General features: G+C 63.4%; 5 protein-coding genes. 2 read left to right on the top strand and 3 right to left on the bottom strand.

All coding sequences use genetic code 11. From position 1 onward, the window contains the following. Window positions 1–90: 90 nt before the first annotated feature. The gene (glf, locus tag AO684_RS14060; protein WP_152968435.1) at window positions 91–1,242 is read left to right on the top strand and encodes a UDP-galactopyranose mutase; all 1,152 of its coding nucleotides are present in this window, start codon (window positions 91–93) and stop codon (window positions 1,240–1,242) included. 84 nt (window positions 1,243–1,326) lie between these two features. On the opposite strand, the gene cysN is transcribed toward glf, so the two are convergent. Next, a complete protein-coding gene (gene cysN, locus AO684_RS14055) occupies window positions 1,327–3,240 on the bottom strand; it encodes a sulfate adenylyltransferase subunit CysN (RefSeq protein WP_054303371.1) in 1,914 nt (637 codons plus the stop codon). Window position 3,241: 1 nt separating this feature from the next. Continuing rightward, a complete protein-coding gene (cysD, locus tag AO684_RS14050) occupies window positions 3,242–4,174 on the bottom strand; it encodes a sulfate adenylyltransferase subunit CysD (protein WP_054303370.1) in 933 nt (310 codons plus the stop codon). Between the two features lie 183 nt (window positions 4,175–4,357). Between cysD and AO684_RS14045 the strand changes: the two genes are divergently transcribed. Continuing rightward, window positions 4,358–6,670 carry an ELWxxDGT repeat protein gene (locus AO684_RS14045; RefSeq protein ID WP_054303369.1) on the top strand — a complete coding sequence of 771 codons (2,313 nt, stop codon included), beginning with the start codon at window positions 4,358–4,360 and terminating at the stop codon, window positions 6,668–6,670. Window positions 6,671–6,739: 69 nt separating this feature from the next. Here AO684_RS14045 and galU read toward each other — a convergent pair. Continuing rightward, window positions 6,740–7,624: UTP--glucose-1-phosphate uridylyltransferase GalU (galU, locus tag AO684_RS14040; protein ID WP_235451204.1), on the bottom strand; the 885-nt coding region annotated here is incomplete at its 5' end.

Genomic DNA, 7,624 nt, shown 5'->3' with positions numbered 1-7,624 from the left:
GAAATGACCCCGGTTTTCCCTGCGGTTCGGACATGGTAGGCGCGGCGCGGGGTCATGCGGGGCCCGGCCGGGCAGGGTAAGGATATGTCCATGACGAAACATTGTCTCATGGTGGGTGCGGGTCTTTCGGGGGCCGTGATCGGGCGTCTGCTGGCCGAGGCGGGGCATCGTGTCACGGTGCTGGATGCGCGCGGCCATATCGGGGGTAACTGCCATACCGAGCGCGACGCCGGGACCGGGGTCATGGTGCATGTCTACGGGCCGCATATCTTCCACACCGACGATGCCGAGGTCTGGGACTATGTGAACGGGTTCGAAACTTTTCTGCCCTACAAGAACCGGGTGAAGACCACCTCGCAGGGGGCGGTCTATTCGCTGCCGGTCAACCTGCACACGATCAACCAGTTCTTCGGCCAGACGCTCCGCCCCGACGAGGCGAAGGTCTTTCTGGAAAGCAAGGCCGATACCTCGATCACCGACCCGCAGACCTTCGAGGAACAGGCGCTGCGCTTCGTCGGGCCTGATCTCTACGAGGCCTTCTTCAAGGGCTATACGATCAAGCAATGGGGCTGCGCGCCCTCGGATCTGCCGGCCTCGATCCTGAAGCGGCTGCCGGTGCGGTTCAACTACGACGACAATTATTTCTTCCACAAATTCCAGGGCATGCCGGAGAACGGCTATACCGCGATGATCGGGCGCATCCTCGATCACGCCAATATCACCGTGACGCTGAACACCCCGGTCAGCCGCGATCAGGCGGCTGAGTATGACCATGTGTTCTATTCCGGCCCGATCGACGGCTGGTTCGGCTTCGAGCTGGGCCGGCTGGGCTATCGCACGCTGGATTTCGAACGCTTCGACTATCAGGGCGATTATCAGGGCTGCGCGGTGATGAATTACGGCGATGTCGGTGTGCCCTATACCCGCATCACCGAGCACAAGCATTTCGCTCCCTGGGAAAGCCATGAGGGGTCAGTGCTTTACAAGGAATTCTCGCGCGCCTGCGGGCCCGAGGACATTCCCTATTACCCGATCCGCCAGGTGGCCGAGAAAACCCTGCTGGCCGAATATGTCGCCAAGGCCGAGGCGGAGCCCAATGTCACCTTCGTCGGCCGTCTGGGCACCTACCGCTATCTCGACATGGATGTGACCATCCGCGAGGCACTGGATTGCGGCCGCCGCTACCTCGACACTCTGAAAACCGGAACCCCCATGCCCGCATTCAACGTAAACCCCCTCTGAACTCAGAACGGTTAACGGCGGCAATGAAAAGGCCCTGCACCGGATCGGTGCAGGGCCTTTCGGTTCTCCGGGGGCCTGGTCGGGTCAGCGGGCGAGGATGGCCTCGATCACGCGGTCCGCGGCTTCCTCGGCCGAAAGCTCGACCGTGTTCACGGTGAGTTCGGCCAGTTCCGGGGCCTCATAGGGGCTGTCGATGCCGGTGAAGTTCTTCAGCTGACCCGAACGGGCCTTCTTGTAGAGCCCCTTCACGTCGCGCGCCTCGGCCACTTCCAGCGGGGTGTTCACGAAGACCTCCATGAACTCGCCCCCGGCCATCAGTTCGCGCACCATCCGGCGTTCCGACCGGAAGGGCGAGATGAAGGCCGTGAGCACGATCAGACCCGCATCGGTCATCAGCTTCGCCACCTCGCCGACGCGGCGGATGTTTTCCACCCGGTCGGCATCGGTGAAGCCCAGATCGCGGTTGAGGCCATGGCGCACGTTGTCGCCATCCAGCAGGAAAGTGTGCTTGCCCATGGCATGCAGCTTCTTTTCCACCAGATTGGCGATGGTCGACTTGCCCGAGCCGGAAAGGCCGGTGAACCAGACCACGGCAGGTTTCTGGTTCTTCAGCGCGGCATGGGCCTCGCGGTTCACATCGACTGCCTGCCAGTGGATGTTCTGGCTGCGGCGCAGGGCGAAATGGATCATGCCCGAAGCCACGGTCGCATTGGTCATGCGGTCGATCAGGATGAAGCCGCCCAGATCGGGGTTCACCGCATAGGCCTCGAACGGGATCGCCCGGTCGAGCGAGATGTTCACCACGCCGATCGCATTCAGCCCCAGCGTCTTCGAGGCCAGATGTTCCAGCGTGTTGACGTTGACCTCGTATTTGGGCTCCGTCACCGTCGCCGTCACCGTCTGGGTGCCGAGCTTCAGCAGATAGGGACGGCCGGGCAGCATCTCGTGCTCGTCCATCCAGACCAGCGTCGCCTCGAACTGGTCGGCGACCTCGCAGGGCTCATCGGCCTGCACGATGACATCGCCGCGCGAGCAGTCGATCTCGTCGGCGAAGGTCAGCGTGATGGACTGGCCCGCCACCGCCCGGTCCAGATTGCCGTCGAAGGTGACGATCTGCTTCACCGTGGTGGTCTTGCCCGAGGGCAGCACCCGGATCGCATCACCCGGCCGCACCACGCCGGTGCCGATCTGGCCCGTGAAGCCGCGGAAATCGAGATTGGGGCGGTTCACCCACTGCACCGGCATGCGGAAGGCATAATCCTGCATGCGGGCATCGTTGACCGGCGCCTCTTCCAGATGCTGCAACAGCGTCGGCCCCTGATACCAGGGCATCGCCGCGCTCCTGGTGGCGATATTCTCGCCCTTCAGCCCGGAAATCGGGATCGGCAGGAAACTTTCCATCCCGATCTGCTGGGCGAAATGCGAGTAATCCTTGACGATCTCGTAGAAGCGTTCCTGGCTGTAGCCGACGAGGTCCATCTTGTTGATGGCCAGCACCACGTTGCGGATGCCCAGAAGCTGCACCAGATAGCTGTGCCGCCGGGTCTGGGTCAGCACGCCCTGGCGCGCGTCGATCAGGATCACGGCCAGATCGGCGGTCGAGGCGCCGGTGACCATGTTGCGGGTATATTGCTCGTGTCCGGGGGTATCGGCCACGATGAACTTGCGCTTCTCGGTGGCGAAGAAGCGATAGGCCACGTCGATGGTGATGCCCTGTTCACGCTCGGCCGCGAGACCATCGACCAAAAGCGCGAAGTCGATGTCGCCACCCTGCGTGCCCACGGCCTTGCTGTCATGTTCAAGGCTTGCAAGCTGATCCTCGAAGATCATCTTGGTGTCGTAAAGCAGCCGGCCGATCAGCGTCGACTTGCCGTCATCGACCGAGCCGCAGGTGATGAAGCGCAGCATGGTCTTGTGCTGGTGCTTCAGCAGATAGGCGTCGATATCCTCGGCGATCAGCGTGTCGGTGACGTAAACGGGATCCTGGGTCGCGGTCATCTCAGAAATACCCCTCTTGCTTCTTCTTCTCCATCGAGGCCGACTGATCGTGGTCGATGGCACGGCCCTGACGTTCCGAGGTGGTGGTCAGCAGCATTTCCTGAATGACCTCGGGCAGGGTCTTCGCCTCGGATTCCACCGCGCCGGTCAGCGGGTAGCAGCCCAGCGTGCGGAAGCGGATCGAGCGCATGACCGGGGTTTCGCCGGGGGCCAGCGGGAAGCGGTCGTCGTCCACCATCAGCATGAGGCCGTTGCGGATGACCGTCGGACGCGGCGCACTGAAGTAAAGCGGCACGATCTCGATGCCTTCGAGATGGATATATTGCCAGATGTCCAGCTCGGTCCAGTTGGAGATCGGGAAGACCCGGATGCTTTCGCCCTTGGCCTTGCGGGTATTGTAAAGCTTCCACAGTTCCGGGCGCTGGTTCTTCGGGTCCCAGCGATGGTTGGCCGAGCGGAACGAGAACACCCGTTCCTTGGCACGCGACTTTTCTTCATCGCGGCGCGCACCGCCGAAGGCCACGTCGAAATTCCACTTGGTCAGCGCCTGTTTCAGACCCTCGGTCTTCCACATGTCGGTATGCAGGCTGCCGTGGTCGAAGGGGTTGATGCCCTTTTCCATGGCTTCCGGGTTGTGATGGACCAGCAGTTCCATCCCGGCATCCTTCGCCGCCTTGTCACGCAGGTCATACATCGCCCGGAACTTCCAGGTCGTGTCGACATGCAAGAGCGGGAAAGGCGGCGGCGCCGGGTAGAAGGCCTTCTTGGCCAGATGCAGCATGCAGGCTGAATCCTTGCCCACGGAATACAGCATCACCGGGTTTTCGGCATTGGCCACCACCTCGCGCATGATGTGGATGCTCTCGGCCTCCAGACGTTGCAGGTGGGTCAGCGTGGCCGGAGAAAGCGTATCGGCAGAGGTGCGCGTCGTCATGAATAGCCCCTTTGAAACTGGCTGGACTGCGCTTTGACAAATTTTTGCATCCTCTCCAAGGGGGGAGGGGAGGCGGGCCGGGGGAAATCCGTCTTTTGGCGGGCCGAAGGCGTGTTTTCCTTGACCAAAAAGGGGGCTGTGGCACTCTGGATACACTATTTGTTTATTTCAGGGATTATGACAATGACCTACAAACTTCTGTTTGCGGCCCATAACGGCACGCTTGGCTATGAGCTCTGGACCACCGATACCACCGGCACATCCGCCAGCCTGGTGCGCGACATCCGGGACGGCAATGACGATGGTCTGACCTCCATTCCTTTCGCCCTGCTGGACGGGCAGATGATCTTCGCTGCCAATGACGGCACGGCGGGCTCCGAACTCTGGATCTCGGACGGGACGGAGGCGGGCACCACGCTTTTGAAGGATATCCGCTTCGGGCCTGACAGCTCTTTGCCCTACAACTTCCTGACCGTGGGACAGACCGTCTATTTCACGGCCTATGACGATACCAACGGCTATGAGCTGTGGAAGACCGACGGGACCGGCGACGGCACGGTGCTGGTGAAGGACATCAACCCCGGCAGCGGCGGTTCCGGCACCTGGCCCTTGCTGGATCTGGATGGCAAGCTGCTGTTCCAGGCCTATGACGCGACCAATGGCACCGAGCTGTGGATCAGCGACGGCACCGAATTCGGCACCCGGCTGCTGAAGGACATCAACCCGGGCACCGATGGCAGTGGCCCGTGGAGTTTCCTGGCCCTGGGCGACGGTCGGGCGCTGTTCAGCGCCTATACCGCAGGCGAGGGGTCCGAGCTCTGGGTGACGGACGGCACCACGGAGGGCACCGAACTTCTGAAAGACATCAATGCCGGGGCCGGATCCTCCGCGCCGCAGAATCTGGTGCTGATGGATGGCGTAGCCTATTTCGCTGCCTCGACCACGGGGCAGGGGCTGGAGTTGTGGCGCAGCGACGGCACCACGGGCGGCACCCAGATCGTGAAGGATATCAATCCCGGCAACAGCAGCAGCTCTCCGCAGCCGATGACGCTGGCGGGCGGCAAGCTGTTCTTCGCGGCCCAGGTCGCCGGTCAGGGCAATGAGCTCTGGGTCTCCGACGGCACCTCGACGGGGACGAAACAGGTCCTGAACCTGAACGGCAGCTTCGATGGTATGGGCTATGGCACCGGCCAGATCGCGGCCCTGGGCGCCAGCGGCAAGGTGGTCTTTGCCGGCACCAACGGATCGGGCGGCACGGAGTTGTGGATTTCCGACGGCACGGCGACCGGCACCGTGCTGCTGAAGGATATCGTGGCGGGCGGCAGCTCCTCCAATCCCTATTCGCTGACTGCGGTGGGGGATCTGGTCTATTTCGTGGCCTATGATGCTGACGGCGGCACTGAACTCTGGGTGACGGACGGCACCGCCGACGGCACGCAGCGGGTGGAGGATATCAATCCGGGTGCCAACGGCTCTTTCCCGCATATCATGGGCATTCTGGATGTGAACGGCGCACCAGCCGATCTGGCGTTGTCGGGCACGGCGGTGAACGAGAATTCGGCTGCAGGTACGCTGGTCGGCAGGCTTTCAGCCGATGACCCGGATGGCGACAGCCTGACCTTCCGGCTGACCGATGATGCGGGCGGGCGTTTCGCGCTGGATGGCAACCGGCTGGTGGTGGCCGGGGCGCTGGATTTCGAGACGGCGACCGCGCATCAGGTGACGGTCGAGGTGGATGACGGTGCGGGCGGCAAGATCAGCCGCAGCTTCACCATCGACATCCGCAACCTGAACGATGCGACCCCGGGCGATGACACGCTGCCGGGCACGGCGGGGCCCGATACGATCCGCGGCCTTGCCGGGGATGATGTGCTGCGCGGGCTCGGCGGCGATGACCAGCTGTCGGGAGACCGGGGCCACGATATCCTGCGCGGCGGCCGCGGCAATGACCGGCTGCTGGGCGGGTCGGGCAATGACAGTCTCTATGGCGAATCCGGCAACGATACCCTGAACGGCGGCAGTGGCGCGGATCGGCTGCTGGGCGGCAGCAGCCGGGACACCTTGCTGGGCGGCAGTGGCAACGACACCTTGCTGGGGGGCAGCGGCAATGACTCTCTGGCGGGCCAGACCGGCGCCGACCTGCTGCGCGGCGAAGGCGGCAGAGATATCCTGAACGGCGGCAGCGGCAATGACATTCTTCTGGGAGGCACCGGCCGCGATACGCTGGATGGCGGAAGCGGCAAGGATACGCTGACCGGCGGGGCCGATGCGGACCGTTTCGTCTTCACCGGGCGGTTCGGCCAGGATGTGATCGGCGATTTCCGCGATGGCCGCGACATCATCGACCTGTCGGGACGCGGGCTGACCTTCCGCGATCTGGACACAAGGTCGGTGAACGGCGGGCTGGATACGCTGATCGTGGTCGGGCGCAACCGGATCCTGCTGGAAGGGTTCGAGGAAGGCGATCTGCGCGCCCATATGTTCGACTTCATCTGACCCGGCCCTCTTAATGCATCAGGCCCGCCGGACGGCGGGCCTGTGTCATTCCTCTGGCTGGCACGCGTGTTACTGCGCGGCTTTCTGTTGGGCCAGGGTGTCGTGGAGGTAGGCGGAGAATTCGTCGCGGAGGTCGTCGCGGGCCATGCCGAAGGCGACGGTGGCCTGCAGGAACCCGGCTTTCGAGCCGCAGTCGTAGCGCTGGCCCCGGAAGCGGTAGCCGTAGACGCCCGAGCCGCCCTCGCCAATCTCTTCGGCGATGGCATCGGTCAGCTGGATCTCGCCGCCCGCGCCCTGTTTCATCCGGTTCAGGTTGGTCAGCACCTTCGGCGACAGGATGTAGCGGCCGATGACCGCAAGGTTCGACGGCGCCTCTTCCGCCTTCGGCTTCTCCACCATGCCTTTGGCCCGGACGATGGTGCCCATGTCCTCGGCGATGTCGAGCACGCCATAGGCCGAGGCCTTGGGCGGCGGCACTTCCATCGCGGCGACCATGTTGCCGCCGGTCTGTTCGTAGGCCTCCACCATCTGCGCCAGGCAGGATTTCTCGGCCGCGATCACGTCATCGGGCAGCAGCACCGCGAAGGGCTCGTTGCCGATCAGGCGGCGGGCGCACCAGACGGCATGGCCCAGCCCCATCGGCCGGTTCTGCCGCACATAGGCGATGGCACCCGAATCCATGTTGGTGTCCTTCAGGACCTCCAGCAGGTCATCCTTGCCCTTCTTGCGCAGCGCGCTTTCCAGTTCCGGCGCGTGGTCGAAGTAATCCTCCAGCGCCGACTTGCCGCGCGAGGTCACGAAGATGAACTCCTTGATCCCCGCCGCCCGCGCCTCGTCGATCGCGTACTGGATCAGCGGACGGTCCACCAGCGTCATGATCTCTTTCGGGATCGACTTCGTCGCAGGCAGAAAACGGGTCCCGAGACCCGCAACCGGAAATACCGCCTTGGTCAC

It is taken from the genome of Gemmobacter sp. LW-1 (assembly GCF_001303875.1).
In the GTDB taxonomy this organism is placed as follows: domain Bacteria; phylum Pseudomonadota; class Alphaproteobacteria; order Rhodobacterales; family Rhodobacteraceae; genus Gemmobacter; species Gemmobacter caeni.
Note: the sequence above shows the minus strand (reverse complement) of the source record. Positions and strands in the feature narration are given on the sequence as shown.

What these genes read in the sequence shown, in the direction of transcription:
- glf (WP_152968435.1), top strand. Translation starts at nt 91, where the DNA reads ATGACGAAACATTGTCTCATGGTGGGTGCGGGTCTTTCGGGGGCCGTG.
- cysN (WP_054303371.1), bottom strand. Translation starts at nt 3,240, where the DNA reads ATGACCGCGACCCAGGATCCCGTTTACGTCACCGACACGCTGATCGCC.
- cysD (WP_054303370.1), bottom strand. Translation starts at nt 4,174, where the DNA reads ATGACGACGCGCACCTCTGCCGATACGCTTTCTCCGGCCACGCTGACC.
- AO684_RS14045 (WP_054303369.1), top strand. Translation starts at nt 4,358, where the DNA reads ATGACCTACAAACTTCTGTTTGCGGCCCATAACGGCACGCTTGGCTAT.